The sequence below is a fragment of the Pectobacterium betavasculorum genome (genome assembly GCF_000749845.1).
Lineage (GTDB): Bacteria > Pseudomonadota > Gammaproteobacteria > Enterobacterales > Enterobacteriaceae > Pectobacterium > Pectobacterium betavasculorum.
The window spans coordinates 747,956-770,470 of the sequence record NZ_JQHM01000001.1 but is presented as its reverse complement, the minus strand read 5'-3'; the positions used below and the strand labels follow the sequence as shown (position 1 = coordinate 770,470).

Below are 22,515 nucleotides of genomic sequence, written 5' to 3'. Positions count from 1 at the left end.
CGGTTACTTTTCCTCACCGGCATGCGTCAGCAGCCAGCAGTTATGAATCTGACGATTACGGGCAAAATCCTGTGATTGGGTCTGCGCGGTAATTTCTTTGGCATTCAGCCCCAGCGCGGTCAGGCCAGCAATATCCATCTGGAAGCCACGTTTATTGTTAGAGAACATGATGGTGCCGCCGCGGCGCAACAGGCGTTTGAGATCTTTCATCAGCGCCAAGTGATCGCGCTGAACATCAAACGACTCTTCCATGCGTTTTGAGTTAGAGAAGGTCGGCGGGTCAATGAAGATCACGTCAAATTGTTCATGCCCGTTATGTAACCATGACAGGCAGTCCGCTTGTATCAGACGATGCTGACGCCCGGTCAGGCCATTCACCCGCAGGTTTTTCTCTGCCCATTCCAGATAGGTGCGCGACATGTCGACGGTGGTCGTTGAACGTGCACCGCCCAGCCCAGCGTGAACACTCGCCGTTCCGGTATAGGCAAACAGGTTGAGAAAATCTTTACCACGGCTCATCTCACCCAGCATTTTGCGGGCGATACGGTGGTCGAGGAACAAGCCGGTATCGAGGTAGTCAGTCAGGTTGACCCACAGCTTAGCGCCAAATTCTTCCATCAGAAGGAAGTCACCTTTCTGCGCCAGTTTTTCGTACTGGTTTTTGCCTTTCTGACGTTCACGCGTTTTCAGCACCAGACGGTTCGACGGTAATTCCAGCACGCTCAGCGTGGCGTTAATCACATCAAACAACCGCTGGCGGGCTTTTTGCGCATCGATAGTTTTCGGCGGTGCATACTCTTGTACAACGACCCAACTACCGTAGCGATCGACAGCGACATTATATTCAGGCAGATCGGCATCATAGATGCGATAGCATTCAATCCCCTGCTGCTTCGCCCATTTTTCCAGCTTGCGCAAGTTCTTACGCAGGCGGTTGGCAAAATCTTCCGCGATTTGTCCCGCAGATTCACCCTGCGTGTCCGCCAGTTGATAATTTTTCTGCACGCAGTCCAGCGGGCCGTTTTTCGCCTTAAATTGACGTTCAGCACGCAGTTGCAGACAGCTCAGCAGCTCCGGCGACGCACTGAACAGCGATAGCTGCCAGCCGCCAAAATCGCTTTTCATCTTACGGCCCAGCATATTATGCAAGGCGATCAACGCGGGTTCACTTTCCAGACGCTCACCGTAAGGCGGGTTACTGACAACCGTACCTTTAGGGCCTTCCGGCAGTGGATTTTTTAGCTGTGCTGCATCCCTCACGTCGAAAGAAATCAGCTCGGCAACGCCTGCACGGCGCGCATTGGCTTTAGCGATCTCAATAACCCGACGGTCGTTATCCGATCCGAAGAAGCGCGACGTGGTCGCCTGCAAACCCTGACGAGCACGCTGCTGTGCTTCGCTGGTCAGTTCATGCCACAGTTCAGCATCGTGTTTTAACCAGGCGTTAAATCCCCAGTGTGTACGATGCAAACCGGGTGCACGGTCAGACGCCATCATTGCCGCTTCAATCAGCAACGTACCGGAACCACACATCGGATCGACCATTGGCGCACCGTTTTGCCAGCCGGAACGTAAAACAATCGCCGCCGCCAGATTCTCTTTGAGCGGAGCCAGTCCGGCCAGATCGCGATAACCACGCTGATGCAGGCCGTCACCGCTTAAATCCAAAGCGACGCTGGCCGTATCACGCTGCAAAAAGACGTTAACACGAATATCCGGTTGCTGTTTCGCCACATCCGGTCGCTGCCCGGTTTTGCGCGTGAAGCTATCCACAATCGCATCTTTTACTTTTAACGCGCCATACTGACTGTTGCGGATATCTTCATTGGTACCGGTAAAATGTACGGCAAAGGTTTTATCGATGCTAAAGATCGTTGACCAGTCAATCGCCTGCACACCCAGATACAAATCCAGATCGCTGTGTACCTTGAATTCATTCAGCGGCAGCAGAATGCGCGACGCCAGACGGCTCCACAGCAGGCTCTGGTACAGCAGGCGGTTGTCACCCTCGAAATGGACACCGCCCTGCACAACCGCACAGGACTGCGCACCCAATGATTCGAGTTCACTTTTTAATAACTCTTCTAGTCCCCGCGCCGTGCTGGCAAACAAAGCATTCATGTCGTCACTATCACCAAAAAGAAATACATTGAAGAAAGAAATTGAGGCGCATTATAGCTAATCCGAGACGCTTGTCATAAAGTTGCCGCTTTACTTCGGCAAGGAATAGGTCAGTGATCGGCGTAACGCAGCTTTATATACACCCAGTAAAATCGATGCGGGGGCTACAGCTGTCCCACGCGATGGCGTCTGTCAGCGGTTTGGCGAACGATCGTGCCTTCATGATTACCGAACCTGATGGCACATTTATTACCGCTCGCCAGTATCCACAAATGGTGTTATTTACTCCTGCGCTGCTACCGGATGGGCTGTTTATTGCCGCTCCGGATGGACAGACTGCCACGATACGCTTTGCCGATTTCACAGAAGCACCTCAGCCGACAGAAGTCTGGGGAACGCACTTTACGGCGTTCGTCGCGCCCGATGCCATCAATCGTTGGCTAAGCCACTATTTCCAACGTTCCGTCCAGCTTCGCTGGGTAGGCAGCGATCCGTCACGGCGAGTTAAGCATTATCCAGACGTCCCTCTGGCGTTTGCCGATGGTTATCCGTTTTTGTTAATCAATGACGCGTCATTTCAGGCGCTACGGCAACGCTGTACCGCCGGCATTAAAATTGAGCAATTTCGCCCCAACCTGGTGGTGACAGGCGCGGAAGCCTTTGTCGAAGACAGTTGGAAAACCATTCGAATTGGCGAGGTTATTTTTGACGTTGTCAAACCCTGTAGCCGCTGCATTTTGACCACCGTCAGCACCGAGCGCGGCCGTAAGCACCCTTCGGCAGAACCGCTGGCTACGCTGCAATCTTTCCGCACTGCCGAAAATGGCGACGTTGATTTTGGGCAAAACCTGGTAGCCAGAAATACGGGCATCATTCGCGTGGGCGACACGTTGGAAGTTTTAGCGACCAAGCCGCCGCGTCCTTATGGTTCCGGTCACGTCGTCGAAAGCCTCGTCGTTCCTGAAAAAAGCGAACAAGCCGTCACCATTCACTATCAGGGAAAATCGTTACAAGGGAATAATCAGCAGATTTTACTGGAGCAGTTAGAGCAGCAGGGTATTCGCGTCCCCTACTCTTGCCGGGCTGGACTGTGTGGTTGCTGTAAATTGACGTTAGTCAGCGGAGAGGTTTCAGCACTGAAGCAAAGCGCCATCAGAGCAAACGGTGAGATTCTTAGCTGTAGCTGTATTCCGCAGAGTGACATTCATTTGCAATAATTCGATGAGGCACGACGCACATGCAGCTTGAAGTATGACGAATCAATACCAGGGAAGATTAGACGACCTTGGCGTACTCAAATGCCGACGTGCCTTCACCCAGCGTAGTTTCCCACTCAGACCTATTCTGAATAACGGCCAGAATTAATCTGTCGTGCATGATTTTGATGGCATCACCCAGCACCATGGTTTTCCCACTTAATGACAGTTGTTCTTGCGCCAGCAGGCAGAGACAGGCTTTATCTCCTGCTTCCGCCACCAAAAAACACGCTGTTTCATGGGTTTCGGTGAGCTGCACCTGCACAACGTCACCCGCCTGCGGTGAATAAGTCACGGCATTCGGCTGTTGGATAAAATGCCAGCTTTTCGGCATTAACGGTTTCAGGAATCGGGTTGCCACTAGCGCATTCAAGACTAATTCGCCTTGAAGGTCGCGATGCAGTGCCGCTTTCTGGCATTTGTCATTATAGGTAAAAAATAACGCGGCATCGTCAACGCAAAATGCACATTCATTAAATGCATCCGGTGTTAGCATTTTAGATGGAAAACGAGAACGGAATAACATGCCGTTAGCCAAATCTAACATCAGGCGATCGTGTTCGGTATCAAAATACCAACGCCAGTTATCGTCAGGTTTTAACTTCATATTATTTACCCTTCGCCTTCACAGTAAAAATATCAGAAATGACTGATTGTGTTTTCTTACATCGCAATAATCATTCATCTTCATAAACATCGCGGTCAGAAGTTCAGACATCGATTGATAGATTATTTACGCAAACGGATAAAATATAGACTAGCTGGAGGGATAAATAAACCCCCAGCTAGAAATGAAAGGAATTTCGGATTAAATATGTGTAACGATATCTTTAATCAGACGAGGGCCGTGGAAAATAAAGCCTGAATATATCTGTACCAGCGACGCGCCAGCATCCATTTTTTCACGAGCAGCAACCAGAGAATCAATTCCTCCAACGCCAATAATGGGTAAACGTCCCGCTAATTCCTGTGACAAACGGCGTATAATTTCCGTACTGCTTGTCTGCAACGGTCGTCCACTTAACCCGCCCGTTTGACCACAGTGATTTAATCCTTGAATCAGTTTTCTATCGAGTGTTGTGTTAGTAGCAATCACACCGTCAATGTTATGCCGAACCAGACTATCGGCAATTTGGATCAATTCCTCTTCTGAAAGATCCGGCGCGATCTTTACCGCCACTGGGACGTATTTCTGGTACTTCTCATTTAACTCTGTCTGCTTATTTTTTATCGCCAGTAGAAGATCGTCTAGCGCTTCACCATATTGCAGACTGCGTAATCCTGGCGTATTGGGTGACGAAATGTTGATAGCGATATAACCCGCGTGAGGATAAACCTTATCCATACAGATCAAATAATCGTCTTTACCTTGCTCAACTGGCGTATCTTTATTCTTGCCAATGTTGATCCCTAATACACCGCCAAAACGCGTTTTCTTTACATTCTCGACGAGATAGTCCACACCTTTATTATTAAAGCCCATCCGGTTGATCAGCCCTTCCGCTTCCACTATACGGAATAGTCTCGGTTTATCATTACCGGATTGTGGACGCGGCGTTACCGTTCCCACTTCAATAAAACCAAATCCCATTGCGCCTAATGCATCGATACATTCGCCGTCTTTATCTAATCCCGCCGCTAAACCAAGAGGATTTTTAAAAGATAGCCCCATGCAGGTCACTGGTTTAGTCGGAACAGATTGACGGACGAGAAATTCAAAAGGTGTGTTGGTAATACGGCGTAATTGTTGGAAGGTCAGCTCATGTGCACGCTCTGGATCGAGCTGAAACAGGGCTTTTTTGATAACGGGGTAGAACATATTGTCTCCTGAGATCCCTATCGCAAAGGTATCTTGCCTACGCTGGAAGTAAGCAATAGTGGATTAGCGCTTGATAATAACGTACATCACGCTGTGGTAAGGGATAGATCGTAAAGACGCTGCGAGTACATCCCTGTAAGCTCGAGCCGCGCGGATATGAATCTCATCCCTGAGATTCACCCTTGCAGGGCCGTCCCAAGCGACGTTCAAAAGCGTTCCTGACGCTTTTGTCCCTGGCGCGGACGCTTTACTCTTCTATCCCCAACCACCGTTATCATTCCGCAAAAATAAGCGTCACAATCTAAGATTGTGAATTCACGGTCGGTGATGGTAATTCCATCTTTGCGGAAAGTAAAACGTTTGCGGGACGGGAAATCATGATGTAGAAATCATCACCACACGCGGCAGACTACCGCGTGTGACAGAAGGATTAGCGTGGCAGGATTAGTCTTGTAGTGCCTTACTGATCTTCTCGAACAGATCGCCAGACAGATTTTCCAACGTCTTCAGTTGCTCCAGCGCCTGACGCATTTGCGCCTGACGTTTAGCATCATAACGTTTCAGGCGGATCAACGGCTCGATCATGCGTGCCGCAACCTGCGGATTACGGGTGTTCAGATCGGTCAGAATCTCCGTCAGGAAGCGATAACCACTGCCGTCTTCGGCATGGAAAGCCGATGGGTTCGAGGCCGCAAACGCCCCCACCAGCGAACGCAGGCGGTTAGGGTTGTTCAGGCTAAATGAACGGTGTTGCAGCAATTCACGCACACGAGTCAACACATCGGCCGCCGGGCTGGTGGCTTGCAGCACAAACCATTTATCCATGACCAAACCGTCCTGATGCCAGCGGTTATCAAACTGCGTCAGCAGTTCATCGCGCACTGGCAACTGGGCCTCTACCGCCGCCGATAGCGCTGCCAGCGAATCCGTCATGTTATCCGCCTGACGGAACTGCTCCAGCACCAGTTTACTCGCCTGATCCACATCGCTGAATGCCAGATAATGCAGGCAGGTATTGCGTAGCGCACGTTTTCCCATATCCGCGTGCTCGATACGATATTGCGGCGCGTGATTCGCGTGGTATACCGCCAGCCACTCATCAGCCATTTCTTTCGCCATGGTGTGAGTCATACTTTCACGTACGGCAGCGATCGCCGTCGGATCGATGATGTCAAACAGCTCAGCAATTTCATTTTCGCTAGGCAGTGTCAGAATCTGAGAAGCCAGCATTGGATCCAGCTTTTCGTCCAGCAACACACCACGGAAGGCATCGATAACATGCATTGGCACGGAAAGCGGCTGCTTCTGCTGATAGCGAGAGACGTTCAGACGAATATAGTTGGCCAGCAGACTCTGTGCCGCATCCCAACGTGAAAACGCATTACTCGCGTGACGCATCAAGAATGTCAGTTGTTCATCGCTCCAGGCATAGTTCAGTTTTACTGGCGCGGAGAACTCACGTAATAAAGAAGGAATCGGACGGCAAGGTACCTGATCAAAAATGAAGGTCTGTTCAGATTCGGTCACATTAAGCACCGACGCCAGCAGTTGCCCCTCTTTCTGTAACGGGATCACCCGTCCTTGCGGATCGTACAGTTCAATATCTAACGGAATATGCAGCGGCAGCTTCTGCTGCTTGTCGGCGCCGACTGGCGTCATTTGGCTCACGCTCAGCAGGTACTGTTGCGTCTGCGGATCGTAATCATCACGTACTGTCAGCACCGGCGTGCCCGACTGGCTGTACCAACGGCGGAACTGCGTGAGGTCAACACCGGAAGCTTCTTCCATAGCCAGAACAAAGTCATCGCAGGTCGCCGCGCTGCCGTCGTGACGCTCAAAATACAGACGAATGCCAGCCTGGAAGCCTTCTTCACCCAATAATGTGTGCATCATACGGATCACTTCCGATCCTTTTTCATAGACCGTCAACGTGTAGAAGTTATTCATCTCGATCACCTGATCGGGACGAATCGGGTGCGACATCGGGCTGGCATCTTCAGCAAACTGCGCACTGCGCATCACACGCACGTTATCAATACGATTCACCGGGCGCGACCCCAGATCGGAACTGAATTCCTGATCGCGGAACACCGTCAGCCCTTCTTTCAGGCTAAGCTGGAACCAGTCGCGGCAGGTGACACGGTTGCCCGTCCAGTTGTGGAAATATTCATGGCCGATCACCGCTTCAATATTCAGATAGTCTTTATCTGTCGCGGTTTCTGCCTTGGCCAGCACGTATTTAGAGTTGAATACGTTCAGCCCTTTGTTTTCCATCGCCCCCATGTTGAAGAAATCAACGGCGACGATCATATAGATGTCGAGATCGTATTCCAGACCGAAACGCTCTTCATCCCACTTCATTGAATTTTTCAGCGAGGTCATCGCCCAGCCTGCGCGATCGAGGTTGCCCCGGTCAACAAACAGCTCTAATGTAACATCGCGGCCAGAACGTGTCGTGAAGCGATCCTGAAGGACATCAAAATCTCCGGCAACCAGTGCAAACAGATAAGCGGGTTTCGGGAACGGATCTTGCCATTCAATCCAGTGGCGTCCGCCTTCCAGCTCTCCTTGTGCGATACGATTGCCGTTAGAGAGTAAATAAGGGTAGCGAGCTTTATCCGCGGTGATTCGCGTCGTGAATTTCGCCAGCACATCCGGCCGGTCGAGATAGTAGGTAATGTGGCGGAAACCTTCGGCCTCACACTGCGTACAAAGCGCATCGCCAGAGAGGTATAGCCCTTCCAGCGCACTATTGGCAGCAGGATTGATGTCCGTTTCGATGCTGAGAGTAAAACGTGCGGGCAACTGCGTGACAATCAGCCCATCGTCCTGCTGCTGGTAATGTGTCCACGGCTGTCCATCAACACTCAGGCTAATCAGCGTTAGCCCTTCACCATCCAGCTTCAACGGTACGCCAGCTTCCCCTTGCAACACCACCTGACTAACGGCTTTTACGCGCGTTTTCTCGGCATGAAGCTCGAAATCCAGCGCAATGTCGGTAATGGTATAATCGGGCGCTCGGTAGTCATGGCGATATTTTATTTGCGGCTGTTGATTCATATAAAGTTTCCACCTCGTCATAAGCATCAAAGATCAAGTCTAAGCCTGTTATCTTAATGTTACCACGACAAAATAATGAGGATAATCATCGTACCGTGGTTCACTCCAGCACGTCTCGCTATGTTGTCGTAATGTAATAAACGGATAATCAAGGTATACTGACCGGACATTGCTGATTGTCCCGATGGTGGATAAGCATCTTACAAGGATGCTGTAACGCATTATGACTTTGCACACTTCCCCGATTCTGCACTCATTGCTGGATACCGATGCCTACAAGCTGCACATGCAACAGGCGGTGTATCATCACTACTATGATGTCGACGTTGCGGCTGAATTTCGCTGTCGCGGTGATGAGTTATTAGGCGTTTACGCCGACGAGATAGCCCATCAGGTTGATCTGATGCGTTTCTTGTCATTGAGTGACGATGAGTTCACCTATCTTTCTTCTCTGCCGTTCTTTCAGCAGGACTATCTCCACTGGCTGCGGGACTTCCATTTCAATCCGCAGCAGGTTTCGATCAAAAATAACGCTGGCAAGCTCGATATCCGCATCTCCGGGCCGTGGCGTGAAGTGATTCTGTGGGAGGTGCCTCTGCTGGCGGTGATCAGTGAAGTCGTACATCGACATCGTTCGCCTAACGTCACCGCAGAGCAAGCGCTGGTCCAGCTGTCAGCCTCACTGGAGAACTTTCGTCAGCACAGCGCGGATGTGGATCTCAACCAGTTCAAACTGATGGACTTCGGCACACGTCGCCGCTTCTCACATGATATCCAGCACACCATCGTTACGGCACTACAAGCCGATTTTCCTTACCTCATCGGCACCAGTAATTACGATCTGGCGCGACGCTTAGGTATCACACCTGTCGGTACGCAAGCACACGAATGGTTTCAGGCACATCAGCAGATTAGCCCGACACTGGCAAACAGCCAGCGTGCCGCACTGCAAATGTGGCTACGTGAATATCCCACATATTTAGGCATTGCATTGACCGATTGCATCACTATGGATGCCTTTCTGCGCGATTTCGATTTACCGTTCGCCGAAGCCTATCAGGGGCTACGCCACGATTCCGGCGATCCGGTTGACTGGGGAGAGAAAGCCATTGCTCATTATCAACGCTTGAACATCGATCCGATGAGCAAAACGCTGGTCTTCTCAGACAATCTGAATCTGGATAAAGCACTGGCACTGTATCGTCACTTCTGCCAGCGCGTGAATCTGGTATTTGGCATGGGTACACGCCTGACGTGTGACATTCCCAGCGTGAAACCGCTGAATATCGTGATCAAACTGGTGGAATGTAACGGCAAACCGGTGGCGAAACTCTCCGATAGCCCGGGTAAAACCATCTGTCAGGATCAGAACTTCGTGTGCGAGTTACGCAAAGCGTTTGACTTACCCAGCGTGAAAAAAGCCAGTTAAGGCTTTCTCCTATAAGAGGTTGACCAACTTTGCAGCAGACTCACCGGCATGAGCGAAAACTTCGCGCCATTCTGGTGATTTCTGCTTGTGTCCTGTTGCATCGCAAGTAACATAGCAAATGGCTCGGATTGGGCCACTCATCGTTTTAAACACGATATATTTCTTAAACACGATTAATTAAAGAGAGAATTTTATGAGCGTAGTGCCTGTAGTCGATGTACTGCAAGGCCGTGTTGCCGTTGACAGCGAAGTCACCGTGCGCGGCTGGGTACGTACCCGGAGAGATTCTAAAGCCGGTATCTCCTTTATCGCCGTTTATGACGGCTCCTGCTTTAATCCATTACAGGCCGTCGTTAATAATAATCTCTCGAATTATCAGGATGATGTACTGCATTTGACTACCGGCTGCTCCGTTGAAATCACTGGTAACGTCGTCGCCTCTCCGGGTGAAGGCCAGAGCTTCGAGCTGCAAGCAACCAACGTTAACGTCGTCGGCTGGGTTGACGATCCTGATACCTATCCGATGGCGGCAAAGCGCCACAGCATCGAATATTTGCGTGAAGTCGCGCACTTGCGTCCGCGCACCAATCTGATCGGTGCCGTTGCGCGTGTTCGCCATACGCTGGCACAGGCGATCCACCGCTTCTTCCACGAGAATGGTTACTTCTGGGTGTCTACCCCGCTGATTACCGCATCTGATACCGAAGGTGCAGGTGAAATGTTCCGTGTTTCTACGCTCGATCTGGAAAACCTGCCGCGTACCGAACAAGGTAAAGTAGATTTCAGCGAAGATTTCTTCGGTAAAGAAGCATTCCTGACCGTATCCGGTCAGTTGAATGGCGAAACTTACGCTTGTGCGTTGTCCAACGTGTATACCTTTGGTCCAACTTTCCGCGCAGAAAACTCCAACACCAGCCGCCATCTGGCTGAGTTTTGGATGATCGAACCGGAAGTTGCTTTTGCTTCTCTGGATGATGTCGCTGCTCTGGCAGAGAACCTGCTGAAGTATGTTTTCCAAGCCGTACTGAACGAGCGTGCCGATGATATGGCATTCTTTGCCGAACGCGTTGATAAAGAAGCAGTCACTAGACTGGAAAAATTCGTCAGCTCCGATTTCGCACAGGTAGATTACACCGATGCCGTTGAGATTCTGCTCAATTGCGGACACTCGTTCGAGAACCCGGTTTACTGGGGCGTTGACCTCTCATCTGAACATGAGCGTTATCTGGCTGAGCAACACTTCAAAGCACCGGTTGTGGTTAAAAACTACCCGAAAGACATTAAAGCTTTCTACATGCGTATGAATGACGACGGTAAAACCGTTGCCGCGATGGACGTTCTGGCACCCGGAATCGGCGAAATCATTGGGGGCTCCCAACGTGAAGAGCGTCTGGCACAGTTGGATAGCCGTCTGGAAGAGATGGGACTAAATAAAGAAGACTACTGGTGGTATCGTGATTTACGTCGTTACGGCACCATTCCCCATTCTGGTTTCGGTTTAGGTTTCGAACGATTAATTGCCTATGTTACCGGTGTACAAAATGTGCGCGATGTCATTCCTTTCCCACGCACGCCAAGGAACGCCAGTTTCTAAATAAAAATTTAATATAAGTAAAACAAATATGTAGAAAAGAAGAGTCGGGTTTCCCGGCTCTTTTTTTTTAATTTTTGTTATGTCTCACAAAGCTCCCCATAATTTACATTCAGAAACATATTATTTCTATTTGTTACTCGATTGCGAACTTTGTAGCATCTTAGGGGTGGATTAACGCGCGAGTGAATGGAAAACTGCGTTCAGACACAGGAAGACACCAAACTTTCAGGAATAGTTCCCTAAAGAATTATTTATGGCAGTGGCAGGTGTCCAAATAACACCAATGAGGGTAATAATGATGAAACGCAATATTCTTGCAGTAGTAATCCCAGCTCTGTTAGTCGCAGGCGCAGCAAACGCAGCCGAAGTTTATAACAAAGACGGCAACAAGCTGGATCTGACTGGTCGTGTACATGCAGGTTATGCTTTCCAAAACCAAACCGCCGAAAACGAAGACAACACTTATGCTCGACTGGGCTTTAAAGGTGAAACGCAGATCACTAACGATCTGACAGGTTACGGACGTTTTGAGTATCAATTCGACGGGAAAAGTACTGAAGATTCTTTAGATACTTCCGAGAATAAAACCCGTTATGCTTTTGCAGGTCTGAAATTTGCCGACTTTGGTTCTTTTGACTACGGTCGTAACCTGGGTGTTGCTTATGACGGTCTCGCTTATACCGACGTTCTGCCAGAAAACGGCGGCGACAGTTCCATCACAGATACCATCACTGGTCGTGTTGGTAACGCAGCGACCTTCCGTACTGCTAACCTGTTTGGTTTAGTTGAAAACCTGGGCTTTGGTGTACAATACGTAGCTAAAGATGAAACAGCGTCTTCAAACATCAGCCGTAGCCATGGCGATGCATGGGCAACGTCTTTGACCTACGACACTGATTTCGGCGTAGGTGTAGTGGCATCTTATGGTACTTATGACCGTACTAACAACCAGCAAACTGCAACCATTGGCGCTCGCGGCGAGCGTGCAGACGTATGGTCAACAGGTCTGAAATATGACGCGAACAATGTTTACCTGGCAGCCACTTATGGCGAAGCCAGCAACTTCTACAGAATCAACTCTGGCAACGGTATCGCTGATAAGAGCCAGATTTTTGAAGTTGTAGCTCAATACAACTTCGACTTCGGTCTGACTCCTACTCTGGCTTACGTTTCTCGTAAAGACAAAGTGGATACTTTAAGCGCTACCAACACTGGTCGCAATGATTTTGCAGTGAAATATGCGAGCGTTGGTGCAACCTATGCATTCAACAAAAATTTCTCTACTTACGTTGAATACGACATTAGCTTGCTGGACAAAAACAACGATTACGGTATCGAAAATAATGACCGTGTAGACGTCGGCGTTGTTTACCAGTTCTAATTTGGCATTGCATAACGTAACGAGTTAATCGTTCGCATTGCAGGAAAAGACAGAGCCTCGGCTCTGTCTTTTTTATGGTGTGTCAGATTGTGCGCTCTTAATGCTCGTTACCAGCGATATTGAAAAACACTCTCCGTATTTTTTGTTTCTGCTTTGCGCCAATTATTCTCACCTAACCAGTCTTTTATTTCGTCTCTCTCTTTCTCCCTGTTATTTCCCTTTCTTTTTAACATCAACGGTTGGCAAAGCCTTTTACTGGCGGTACTCTGAGAATTCTTATTTCATCTCAGTTATGGAACATTCTGGCAATGTTTGAAAATATCTCTGCTGCACCAGCCGATCCTATTCTCGGGCTGACCGATCTTTTCCGCGCCGATGACCGCGCGAATAAAATCAATCTGGGTATTGGTGTCTATAAAGATGAAACCGGTAAAACCCCGGTTCTGACCAGCGTAAAAAAAGCAGAGCAGTATCTGCTGGAAAATGAAACCACCAAAAACTATCTGGGCATTGACGGTTTACCCGCATTCGGTCAGTGCACACAAGAGTTATTGTTTGGCAAGCAGAACGCCATTATTGCCGACAAACGTGCCCGTACAGCGCAAACTCCAGGCGGAACCGGTGCGTTGCGCGTAGCGGCAGATTTCATTGCCAATCAGACGTCTGCAAAGCGCATTTGGATCAGCAACCCAACCTGGCCAAATCACAACAATGTGTTTTCTGCCGTCGGTTTGGAAGTGTGCCAGTATGACTACTACGATGCGGCGAACCACGCGCTGGATTTTGATGGCCTGCTGAACAGCCTGAACGCCGCGCAAGCGGGTGACGTGGTGCTGTTCCACGGCTGTTGCCACAACCCAACCGGTATCGATCCTACCACTGAGCAGTGGGCTACGCTGGCCGAGTTGTCGGTAGCGAAAGGCTGGTTACCGCTGTTTGACTTTGCCTATCAGGGCTTTGCCCGCGGCCTCGAAGAAGATGCAGAAGGCCTGCGTATTTTCGCCGCGAAGCACGAAGAACTGATCGTATGCAGCTCATATTCTAAAAACTTCGGTTTGTACAATGAGCGCGTCGGTGCCTGTACGCTGGTTGCTGCTGATGCTGCTACGGCAGACAAGGCATTCAGTCAGGTGAAAGCTGCTATTCGCGCAAACTACTCTAACCCACCGTCACACGGTGCGACCATTGTGGCTACCATCTTGGGCAATGATGCGCTGAAGGCCATTTGGGAGCAGGAATTGACAGCGATGCGGGAGCGTATTCAACGTATGCGTCAGCTGTTCGTGAATACCTTGCAGGAAAAAGGCGCACAGCAGGATTTCTCCTTTATCATCAACCAGAATGGGATGTTCTCATTCAGCGGCTTGACTAAGGAGCAGGTTCTACGTCTACGTGAAGAATTCGGCGTTTACGCCGTGAATTCTGGCCGTATCAATGTTGCGGGAATGACACCAGAGAATATGGCTCCGCTCTGCGAAGCGATTGTTGCCGTACTCTGATCGCCCTGCGATAAAAAAGCCGACATACTGTGTCGGCTTTTTTACTTCTACTTTTCACTTTATAAAACACTACCAAATCGCGGTATCTTCACGTAGGAAAGGATTGGTTTTACGCTCATGTCCTAAGGTCGACATCGGGCCATGCCCCGGAATAAACGTTACGTCGTCACCCAGCGGCAGCAGCTTATTTTTAATCGACGCGATCAACGCCCGATGATCCCCCTGAGGGAAATCGGTGCGCCCTACACCACCATTGAAAATAACATCACCGACCTGTGCCAGCCTTGACTCGGCATCAAAGAAAACAATATGACCAGGTGTATGACCCGGGCAGTGGAAAACCGTCAGCGTCGTCTCCCCTACACAAACCTCATCACCTTCCTGTAACCAACGCGATGGCGTCAGCGGCGCGCACTCTTCCAGGCCAAACATGCGGCTCTGTGCTGGTAACCCTTCCAGCCAGAAAGCGTCTTCAATCTGTGGGCCAATAATCGCAACCTGATAATGCTCGGCCAATTCCGCTGCTGCGCCGACGTGATCCAAATGGCCGTGCGTTAACAAAATCTGCTTAACCGAAATGCCTGTATCTGCAACGGCGCGTTTGATCTTTTCTGCATCACCGCCAGGATCGACAATGGCAGCTTCATTGGTTTTTTCACACCATAGCAACGTGCAGTTCTGGCTAAATGCCGTCACCGGAACAATTTGATATTTCATATCACTCCATGTTGAACAAGCTGAGCGGCTCGCGATGTGTCGCGAACCGTATCAAAAAAGTATAGCGCTGAGGCAGAAGGCTACCAGGTGCGGACTGGACCAGTATCGATATGAACGAAATCACTGCGAGGGTAATAGCCAACCCCACCTGCGCGCATCTTGGTGGCAGCTTTACGAATGTTGGCCAGTTGAACACCTTGAATATGGAAATCCATTGCCTGCCCTTTCGTGTGGTAGCTCTGCTTTGCCACACCTCGGCTATGCGCACGTAATTCATTATTCGTATCTATCGCGCGATAACCGGAAATCAGCTGTACGGGCTTATTAGTGCCCAACATAACCTGTAAACGGTAGAGTTGATCGAAAAGTTGAGGGTCGATCATTTTGACTTTATTGGCGCGATAATCGCGGAAAAAATGATTCAGGCGGGAAAGTTCTGATTTGTTATACCGTTTGCCATCAAAGAATTCCGTTTTTAGCCGCTCTCCGGTATTCAGGTTGTCCAGTGTCAAAATTCGTGGTCGTGGTGTAGATAACGTTGCAAATGCCTGACCGGGAAGCAGTGCGATGCCCAACGCAGCACCACCCAGTGCCAGCCACTTACGGCGATGGTTGTCAATGTGATCCATAGAACAAGTATCCTGGCTAAAAGAACGGTATACAAGGAGGCGCAAAACGCACCGCCTTGAACCTTAACTGCCAGACAAAAGTGAGTCAACCCGCTTTGTTTAAGGGTTTGCAGGAGATCGCATCGATCCCCCGCAAAATGATAAAATACGAAAACCGCTAATGCCCGTGTTTTCAATACTTACTGAAGCAACAGTCCTGCTCTGGACAATACTTTCGTCCCAGCTCGGGCGGTATCATCATAATTGTAAATATCTGTTCGGAACTGCGGCCTACCGTCTTCCGCCACCCATGCAGTCAGGTAATAGAGATTGACCGGGATCCGATGTTTCATTGAAACAAAGGTGGTGTTTCCCTGATCGAGCGTGGAAGAAATACGATTATTGTTCCATCCCGCATCCTGCAATAACATACCGGCCAATTCAGATGCCTTATTGACCCGCACGCAGCCAGAACTCAGCGCACGAATATCACGCTGGAATAGGTTGTGATTAGGCGTATCGTGCAGATAAATCGCTTCTGAGTTAGGCATATTGAATTTATAGCGCCCCAGCGAGTTGTTCGCACCAGGTGCCTGACGCAGGCGATACGGGAAACGCTCTGGTGACACCACCTGCCAATCGATCATCGAGGGGTCGATCACTTCGGCATCCTGACTCCAGCCGGACAACACAGTATAGCCGTGACGCTCCAGATAACCAGGATCGCGTACTACTTTAGGAATGATATCCTGCCGAATCAGCGTCGTAGGCACATTCCACGGCGGATTGACCACCACGTTATACAGCGAGCTGCTCATCAACGGTGTCTTACGTTTAGGTTGTCCAACAATGACACGCGACGATAAACGCTCAGCGCCATCCTGATAATAGATCAGCGAATAATTGGGGATATTCACCATGATGCCAGTATGAACATTATCCGGTAGCAGGCGCAGACGCTGGATATTCAGCGCCAGCAGCGTAGCACGCATTTGCGGAGAAACATTGAGCCAGTCACGGGTACGTTTACCAATAACACCATCACCCTCCAGTCCTTGCCAGTGCTGGAAGCGTTTAACCGCTTCGACCAGTTCGCCCGTGTAGCGCTCGTCTAGCGACGTGCCGCTGTCAATCAACGTAGCCTGCCCAACCGATACCGCCGTCGCTGTGGTATTTTCGTTGAACAGCGTAATACCTTCTGTTGACGACAGCATGCCAGTACGTTGCAGAATTTCACGCAATACTGCCAGCTCTCGACTCTGCTGTTCGGGGCGTAGAGATTCGGCCAGATTCAGACTTGGCCACGGACGATTGTCCGTCAGCATCGTCTTCAGTGCTTCATGCATTTTGGCGTATTGTGAATGCTGCGGTGCCAGCGACACGATATAGGCTGCACTGGTGCCGGATTTCACGGCCTGTTGCCATTGCGAAACAACATTGAGCGTGGGAGATTGCACACGATAAGGTACTCTGCTGTAGAGCCAATCATTGCCGTTGCGCTCTACCCCAGATACAAACTGCAAATAACCAAGCATCGCGTCGGATAGCACGACATCACGCGCAAACCCGGTCAACTGAGGATCGGTTAGCAAAGTCACCCAGGTGGTGAACTGCGGCTGTACGCCTGCGAGCGCTAATTCAGCAAGTTGTTGTTGAAACTGTTGAACCGCACGGTTATCACCCCACATAGGTTGCATCTGATGTTGGGCATAAAGTGATGACAAATCAGAGAGATAATGTACCGTCACGCCATGCGGCAGCGCCGCCAAAAGCCCAGCACGGCTATTCTCTACAGAAACCACACCCGAACTCTGTGATAAGTCGGATATCACCGTCGGAGATGCTGCCAGCACCGAAAACGAAGGAGACAGGCTTCCAACCCAAATACAACCCATGTGCAACAGCAGCCTGACCATTTTTCGTTTATGTAACAACGACATCCATTTATCCCCTGTACTCATTAATCACTATGCTTTTATGACAATCTACGTTGAATATGGAAATAACAAACCGAATTCGCTCGTATACGTTCACACTGGCGTAAACTCATTTTTTCGTTTTCCATTCATCGTAGAAAACGATAAAAAATGAAATAGGATCGTTTTTATATGACGTCCGTTATTACGGCACTCAGCTTTACAACATACAACCGTCAATCTCTCTACGGTTTGCCCCGTTTTATCATCAGTATATAAAGAGAAAAATATTTTTGCTTCTTCTTCTGGTTATTATCTTACGCGTTTGATGAATCTATTCACCGCCAACATTGCCTTTACACAACGCTTTACGAAAAAAATAAAGCCGCTTAAAAAGCGGCTTCAGACCATTGACAAACCTATTGACTGAATGAAAAACGAGAGTAACGGAATAAAAAAGTAAAGCGTTTGCGCCATGGACAAAAGCGTCAGGAACGCTTTTGAACGTCGCTTGCGACGGCCCGGCAGGGTGAATCTCAGCGATGAGATTCATATCTGCGCAATCCGAGCGTACAAGGATGTATTCACAGCGTCTTTACGATCTATCCGTTACTCTCGCTCTACGGACTTTGTCAGCAACCTCGCAAGTTTTATCGCTACGAAGCTTGCTCTTGTGTCTCCGGCGCTTCCGTTCCGAAACCACGTAACCCAACCACATGGACATGTTCGTTGTTCTGGTAGACTTTACGCACCAGCTTATACGTAGTTCCCTTCTCGGGACTGATATTTTCCGGTGCCGCGATAACCAACTGCATTTCCAACCGATCGCATAGCTCAAATAGCGTGGCGATAGATTTGGCATCCAGACGTGCGGCCTCATCGAGGAAAAGCAGGCGACATGGAATAATATCTTTGCCACGTAGACGCTTAGACTCTTCTTCCCAACTCTGTACCACCATGACCAGAATCGACATCCCGGTACCGATGGCTTCCCCGGTAGACAGCGCCCCACTTTCCGCTCGTAGCCACCCATCCGCGCCACGGTTAACCTCCACTTCCATTTCCAGGTAGTTTCGGTAATCAAGCAGCTCTTCGCCGATCGTTTGTGGCGTACGCTGTCCCATATCAATTTCAGGGTTCAGGCGCTGATACAGTTTTGCCAACGCTTCCGAGAAAGTCAGACGATTGCTGTTAAACAGATCCTGATGCATGTCCTGTTGTTCGGACAATACGTTGAGCAACGTAGTATGCGTTTCACGTACGTTGACGTTCAGGCGCACGCTCTTCACCTGGCCAAACGCGACCGCTTGCAGCCCCTGGTTCAGCATCCGAATACGGTTCTGCTCGCGCTGGATTGTTTTACGGATGATGTTTGCCACGCTGCGTGAACTGATTGCCAGCATCTGCTCACGCGCCGTCAACTCTTCAGTCAGACGATTAAGCTCGATCTCCATCTGTTCAATGGCTTCTACCGGATCATCGGTACGGATAATATCCTGACGGATACGCTCACGCAGGTGCTGGTAAACAGCAATGTAGAACTGGATCTTGCGTTCTGGTCGTTTAGGATCTTCGGAAAGCCGCAGCACATCGCGCAAATGTTCGTTATCCGCAACGGCCAGACGTAGCGCACCCAGTGCTTTATCCGACATGGAACGCAGTTCATCCCCTTCCATATAGGCCAGTTCACGGCGGTGCAGGCGACGTTCGACGCCATTATCTTTCACCAATCGCATGACCGCGCACCAGCCTGCTTTCGCCATCACAACCTGCTCACGCATCTGGTGATAATCGCGTTCCAGCTTGCGTAATCTCTTCTGCAAGCTGTCCATTTCCGCTTCACAGAACGTAATCTGTTTTTCCAACTGATTGCGCCGCGAACGGTTAGTGCTTAATGCAGCGTGGAGCTCATCACGGCGCTGACGGGCACGGGCTTCCGCGTCGGCATCCGCACGCACGCCGATATCCTGAAGCTCTTGCGTCAGTTCCTTAAGCATATCCTGTTTGGCATCATAAGAGCTTTTCAGCGATGCCTGAACCTGGCTGTACTGCGTCAGTTGTGCCTGATGCTGACGTAACTGTTCACGTGCTTTGGCTCTTTCTGCTTCGGCCTGTTCCAGACGGTGACGCAATTTGTCATTCAAACCCGCGTTCTCACCCAGCATCCCAGCGGAGTCGGCATAGCTGAAGTGCGCGCGACGTTGCACAACCTCAGTCAGTGCAAATGCCTGCTGTTTTGCCTGCCGCTGTGCGTTCTGCGCCTGGGTATAATCTTCCTGCAACTGCTCATGTTGTTGCGGGTCGCTTTGTAAGACAGCAACCAACGGTTCCAGCTTAGTTAGCGTCGCACCATGCTGCTGAATGAAACGAGCAGATTCTTCGGTTTCATCCAACTCTGCACGAATCTCTTCCACGCGATCCTGCAACGTCTCGTCGCAAAGCAGACTGATGCGCGGAATCAGTTTATTCAGTTGCGCGCTGGCTTCTTTCGCCTGCTCATATTGCTGACGCTGCTGCTGGTTTTCGCCATCAAAACTGGCCATTGCCCGATCTAGCTCACCGCGACGGGAACTGAGTTTACGGATTTCCGCTTCAGGATCTTCATCAAAAACGACCGCCAGATGGGTACCAATGAAACGGCTGAAAGACTGATGCAAGCGCTGCGTTTTCTGCACATCAAATGACAGCGTCGCGTACTGCTCTGCCAGCGCTTCTCGTTCATCCCGCAGACTTTCCAGACGCATTTCCCGCGCGGCACGACCAAACAGCGGCACTTCAGGGAAACGGGAGTAACGCCACTGGCGCTCCGCGACTTTCACGACGACGGCGCGTTCCAGTTCTTCAACGGCAAACACGCTGTCATCGAACGACTGCGGATCGCCTTCAATCAGATACAAATCTTCAGGGCAATCCTCCAGACCAGCAAGCTGATCGCGCACCAGAGAAAGATCGGGCACCACAATCGCATGGCGGGATGGACCATAAAGTGCCGAGAAGTACGGGGCATCATCCAGCGTCACATCGTCATAAATCTCAGATAGCAGCACGCCGCCAAAACGTTCCGCCAGCGCGTTCAGGCGCGGGTCTTCTGAGCCGCCGGGCTGGCTTAATCGCTCAACCTGCGCTTCGATTTGACGTTTGCGGGCGGCGATGTCATCACGTTCGACCGTCGTTTCGCGCTCGCGCTCCAGCAGTTGCTGCATGAATTCCGTCACCTGGCGGCTATCTTCAAACGTTTCGCCGCTCTGCTCGCTCAGTTGTGTCAGCATTTCCTGTGCGGCCAGCCAGACTGGCGCACGAGCCGTCAGCTTCTGAATTCGCTGCTGGGTTTGCTCCAGCTCTTGCCGCAGTGCCATACGGCGTTCACCCGCCTCCGCCACCAAAGATGACAGCGTTTCGATACGGGCATCAAGTTCTTGCTGGAGCGACTCCAGCTCTTCTGGCTGATAGTCCTGACCGTTGCGCTTGCTGAAATCCTGCAATAAACGCTCAGCATCCTGCTGTTCACGCAGGCGCTGTTCCAGCTCAGACAACCGCATCCTTAGCGGCTGTACTCGCTCCGCCTGATAGCGCTGTGAAGAACTGTCGCGCAGCAAGTCACGCGCAACCTGCCAGGCTTCGTTACGATTAACTGCGCCAGCAATTTTGCTCACTAGTTGATAGGCTTGCTCAAATTGGCCGTGCGCCGCATCTGCTACGCTCAGCTTCTGTTCCAGCATCAGCAGGATTTCTGTCGCTTCCTGCTCCTTCGCCTGATAGCTGTCCAGCCAATCATCCGCGTTATCTGCCGTTAGATCCGGCAACTGGCACAGCGTGCGGGCGCGTTCTAATGCTTGTTGCGCCTGTTGATACTGAATGGCACGCGTTTGCTGCACGTCCAGCGCTTGCTGATAATCGGCAAGCTGACTTTTCAGCTCATCCACTTCCAATTCGGCGGCATCGGCACGTTCTTCGTTTTCGGCCTGCTGCTCACGCGCTTCTTCCACCACCTCGTTCTGTTCTTCGAGGCGGTAGCTCAACTCTTCCAAATCGGCGTTATAACGCTCGATTTTTTCCTGCTGGCGCATCGCTGTCTGCACCAGATTCAGATGGTCACTAGCTGCCTGGTAATCCGTTTCCAAATCGCCTTCAGCACCGCTCTGCTCCGCCAATTCCCTCGCCATTTCTACATGACGATATTGCTCGCTCGACAGTTGCTTGCGGCTGGAGAACAGGTCACGCCGCAATTCCAGCGCACCATCCAGATGAATACGACGCTCATTAGCATGCCGCATGTAGTCTGCGGCAACATAGGACGTCGCCTCGGAAATCAGATGCTTAAACAGATCGCGGTCAGACTGGGTGACGCGAATCGCTTCTAACGTCATGCGGTTTTCGCGCAGCGCCGCTTCCATATCCTGAAACGCTTTACGCACGCCGCTGTTTTCCGGCAGCAGGTAATCACGCAGTGAGCGCGTAATCGCGCTGGAAATACCACCGTATAACGAGGCCTCAATCAGGCGATAAAACTTGCTACGGTCGGAGGCTGAACGCAGGCGCCTAGGCACCACGCCCAAATCAAACATCAGCGAGTGATAATCGGTGATGGAGTTAAACTGCTTGAACTGAACGCCTTCCATTTCCTCGACACGATCTTTCAGTTCCTGCAACGAGAGTACGCGCGCCTGACGATCGCCGACCACCTGCGTCAGAATTTGCGTCGGCTGGATAGACGTCGGCAACCCCTGAATGGTAAAAGGCTTAATATCGACTTTACGGTCACGCCCCGCAACCTGCTGGAGACGAACTCCAACCAGCACGCGCTGATGACGCGAGTTAACAACATCCAGCGTGGAGTAACAGACGCCAGCACGCAATTTACCATGCAGGCCTTTATCGCGTGAACCGCTGGTGGCACCTGCTTCGGTGGTGTTTCTAAAATGCAGCAGTGTCAGGTCAGGGATCAGCGCCGTAATAAAGGCGGCCATCGTGGTGGATTTCCCGGCACCGTTACCACCGGATAGCGTGGTAACCAGTTCATCCAGATCGAAGGTGCGGGCAAAAAAACCGTTCCAGTTGACTAGCGTTAGTGAGCGAAATTTACCGCGTTCAATCATTCCTGTTCATCCTCAACAC

Annotated in this window: 14 protein-coding genes; 5 read left to right on the top strand and 9 right to left on the bottom strand. The window is 50.6% G+C overall.

All coding sequences use genetic code 11. The features are described 5' to 3' along the window. Nucleotides 1-3: 3 nt before the first annotated feature. Nucleotides 4-2,121 (bottom strand): bifunctional 23S rRNA (guanine(2069)-N(7))-methyltransferase RlmK/23S rRNA (guanine(2445)-N(2))-methyltransferase RlmL, encoded by a 2,118-nt coding sequence (gene rlmKL / locus KP22_RS03420; protein ID WP_039322385.1) that lies wholly within the window; start codon nucleotides 2,119-2,121, stop codon nucleotides 4-6. Between the two features lie 113 nt (nucleotides 2,122-2,234). On the opposite strand from rlmKL, the gene KP22_RS03415 reads away from it, so the two are divergent. Then, nucleotides 2,235-3,338 (top strand): YcbX family protein, encoded by a 1,104-nt coding sequence (locus KP22_RS03415; RefSeq protein ID WP_039322382.1) that lies wholly within the window; start codon nucleotides 2,235-2,237, stop codon nucleotides 3,336-3,338. Between the two features lie 58 nt (nucleotides 3,339-3,396). Here the strand turns inward: KP22_RS03415 and KP22_RS03410 are convergent, their stop codons facing one another. The 3 genes from KP22_RS03410 to pepN form a co-directional block, all read right to left on the bottom strand. Then, nucleotides 3,397-3,984: a cell division protein ZapC gene (locus KP22_RS03410; RefSeq protein ID WP_039300529.1), complete on the bottom strand. Its 588-nt coding sequence runs from the start codon at nucleotides 3,982-3,984 to the stop codon at nucleotides 3,397-3,399. Between the two features lie 201 nt (nucleotides 3,985-4,185). Beyond that, nucleotides 4,186-5,196 carry a quinone-dependent dihydroorotate dehydrogenase gene (gene pyrD, locus KP22_RS03405; RefSeq protein ID WP_039300533.1) on the bottom strand — a complete coding sequence of 337 codons (1,011 nt, stop codon included), beginning with the start codon at nucleotides 5,194-5,196 and terminating at the stop codon, nucleotides 4,186-4,188. A gap of 444 nt (nucleotides 5,197-5,640) precedes the next feature. Further along, on the bottom strand, nucleotides 5,641-8,256 hold the full coding sequence (gene pepN, locus KP22_RS03400) for an aminopeptidase N (RefSeq protein WP_039322379.1): 2,616 nt from the start codon (nucleotides 8,254-8,256) through the stop codon (nucleotides 5,641-5,643). A 223-nt stretch (nucleotides 8,257-8,479) separates the two neighbouring features. Between pepN and pncB the strand changes: the two genes are divergently transcribed. The 4 genes from pncB (at nucleotide 8,480) to KP22_RS03380 (ending at nucleotide 14,159) form a co-directional block, all read left to right on the top strand. Next, nucleotides 8,480-9,685: a nicotinate phosphoribosyltransferase gene (pncB, locus tag KP22_RS03395; protein WP_039322376.1), complete on the top strand. Its 1,206-nt coding sequence runs from the start codon at nucleotides 8,480-8,482 to the stop codon at nucleotides 9,683-9,685. Between the two features lie 193 nt (nucleotides 9,686-9,878). After that, nucleotides 9,879-11,279 (top strand): asparagine--tRNA ligase, encoded by a 1,401-nt coding sequence (gene asnS, locus KP22_RS03390; RefSeq protein WP_039300543.1) that lies wholly within the window; start codon nucleotides 9,879-9,881, stop codon nucleotides 11,277-11,279. A 295-nt stretch (nucleotides 11,280-11,574) separates the two neighbouring features. After that, nucleotides 11,575-12,660 (top strand): porin, encoded by a 1,086-nt coding sequence (locus KP22_RS03385; RefSeq protein ID WP_039322373.1) that lies wholly within the window; start codon nucleotides 11,575-11,577, stop codon nucleotides 12,658-12,660. 308 nt (nucleotides 12,661-12,968) lie between these two features. After that, the gene (locus tag KP22_RS03380; protein WP_039300549.1) at nucleotides 12,969-14,159 is read left to right on the top strand and encodes an amino acid aminotransferase; all 1,191 of its coding nucleotides are present in this window, start codon (nucleotides 12,969-12,971) and stop codon (nucleotides 14,157-14,159) included. 69 nt (nucleotides 14,160-14,228) lie between these two features. Here the strand turns inward: KP22_RS03380 and KP22_RS03375 are convergent, their stop codons facing one another. The 5 genes from KP22_RS03375 to mukB all read right to left on the bottom strand — a co-directional run bounded on the left by KP22_RS03375 (nucleotide 14,229) and on the right by mukB (nucleotide 22,496). Then, on the bottom strand, nucleotides 14,229-14,876 hold the full coding sequence (locus KP22_RS03375) for an MBL fold metallo-hydrolase (protein WP_039322370.1): 648 nt from the start codon (nucleotides 14,874-14,876) through the stop codon (nucleotides 14,229-14,231). A gap of 80 nt (nucleotides 14,877-14,956) precedes the next feature. Then, the gene (gene mepK, locus KP22_RS03370; RefSeq protein WP_039300556.1) at nucleotides 14,957-15,505 is read right to left on the bottom strand and encodes a peptidoglycan L,D-endopeptidase MepK; all 549 of its coding nucleotides are present in this window, start codon (nucleotides 15,503-15,505) and stop codon (nucleotides 14,957-14,959) included. 179 nt (nucleotides 15,506-15,684) lie between these two features. Beyond that, entirely contained in the window at nucleotides 15,685-17,424 is a 1,740-nt protein-coding gene (gene ldtD, locus KP22_RS03365) for a L,D-transpeptidase (RefSeq protein ID WP_039322367.1), read from the bottom strand. A gap of 310 nt (nucleotides 17,425-17,734) precedes the next feature. Next, entirely contained in the window at nucleotides 17,735-17,953 is a 219-nt protein-coding gene (locus tag KP22_RS03360) for a hypothetical protein (protein WP_039300563.1), read from the bottom strand. Between the two features lie 103 nt (nucleotides 17,954-18,056). Then, nucleotides 18,057-22,496, bottom strand: coding sequence for a chromosome partition protein MukB (mukB, locus tag KP22_RS03355; protein WP_039322364.1), 4,440 nt, complete (start codon nucleotides 22,494-22,496; stop codon nucleotides 18,057-18,059). Nucleotides 22,497-22,515 lie beyond the last annotated feature (19 nt).

Bases quoted from the DNA above. Each gene is read 5' to 3' on its own strand.
- asnS (WP_039300543.1), top strand. From the start codon at position 9,879: ATGAGCGTAGTGCCTGTAGTCGATGTACTGCAAGGCCGTGTTGCCGTT.
- pncB (WP_039322376.1), top strand. From the start codon at position 8,480: ATGACTTTGCACACTTCCCCGATTCTGCACTCATTGCTGGATACCGAT.
- KP22_RS03380 (WP_039300549.1), top strand. From the start codon at position 12,969: ATGTTTGAAAATATCTCTGCTGCACCAGCCGATCCTATTCTCGGGCTG.
- rlmKL (WP_039322385.1), bottom strand. From the start codon at position 2,121: ATGAATGCTTTGTTTGCCAGCACGGCGCGGGGACTAGAAGAGTTATTA.
- mukB (WP_039322364.1), bottom strand. From the start codon at position 22,496: ATGATTGAACGCGGTAAATTTCGCTCACTAACGCTAGTCAACTGGAAC.
- KP22_RS03385 (WP_039322373.1), top strand. From the start codon at position 11,575: ATGATGAAACGCAATATTCTTGCAGTAGTAATCCCAGCTCTGTTAGTC.
- mepK (WP_039300556.1), bottom strand. From the start codon at position 15,505: ATGGATCACATTGACAACCATCGCCGTAAGTGGCTGGCACTGGGTGGT.
- pepN (WP_039322379.1), bottom strand. From the start codon at position 8,256: ATGAATCAACAGCCGCAAATAAAATATCGCCATGACTACCGAGCGCCC.
- KP22_RS03410 (WP_039300529.1), bottom strand. From the start codon at position 3,984: ATGAAGTTAAAACCTGACGATAACTGGCGTTGGTATTTTGATACCGAA.
- KP22_RS03360 (WP_039300563.1), bottom strand. From the start codon at position 17,953: ATGAATCTCATCGCTGAGATTCACCCTGCCGGGCCGTCGCAAGCGACG.
- ldtD (WP_039322367.1), bottom strand. From the start codon at position 17,424: ATGTCGTTGTTACATAAACGAAAAATGGTCAGGCTGCTGTTGCACATG.
- KP22_RS03375 (WP_039322370.1), bottom strand. From the start codon at position 14,876: ATGAAATATCAAATTGTTCCGGTGACGGCATTTAGCCAGAACTGCACG.
- pyrD (WP_039300533.1), bottom strand. From the start codon at position 5,196: ATGTTCTACCCCGTTATCAAAAAAGCCCTGTTTCAGCTCGATCCAGAG.